General features: G+C 28.9%; 1 protein-coding gene. It reads right to left on the bottom strand.

The genetic code is table 11. From position 1 onward, the window contains the following. Positions 1–154: 154 nt before the first annotated feature. Positions 155–270: HU family DNA-binding protein (locus tag I6E31_12570; GenBank protein MCF2640790.1), on the bottom strand; the 116-nt coding region annotated here is incomplete at its 5' end.

The raw sequence follows: 270 nt of genomic DNA, 5'->3' as shown, positions 1-270 counted from the left end.
TCACTGGAGTTACTTGAAAATTTATTTGTTTTTTCCACCAACACTATTTGACAAAGAGCCAATAAAAAGAGCTGAGTAAATCAATAATATATCATTGATTTTACAACAGCTCCTATTAAAATATTTTTTCTTATTAGTTTTATTTAAACTCTCACTATTTATTTACAGCTTCAGATAATCCTTTTCCAGGTTTGAATTTAACAACTTTTTTAGCTTCGATAGTCATTTCTTCTCCAGTTTGAGGATTTCTACCAGTTCTAGCAGCTCTTT

The sequence above is a fragment of the Fusobacterium varium genome (assembly GCA_021531615.1).
Lineage (GTDB): Bacteria > Fusobacteriota > Fusobacteriia > Fusobacteriales > Fusobacteriaceae > Fusobacterium_A > Fusobacterium_A varium_C.
The sequence above is the reverse complement of the archived record's forward strand: the minus strand, read 5'-3'. Positions and strand labels throughout refer to the sequence as shown.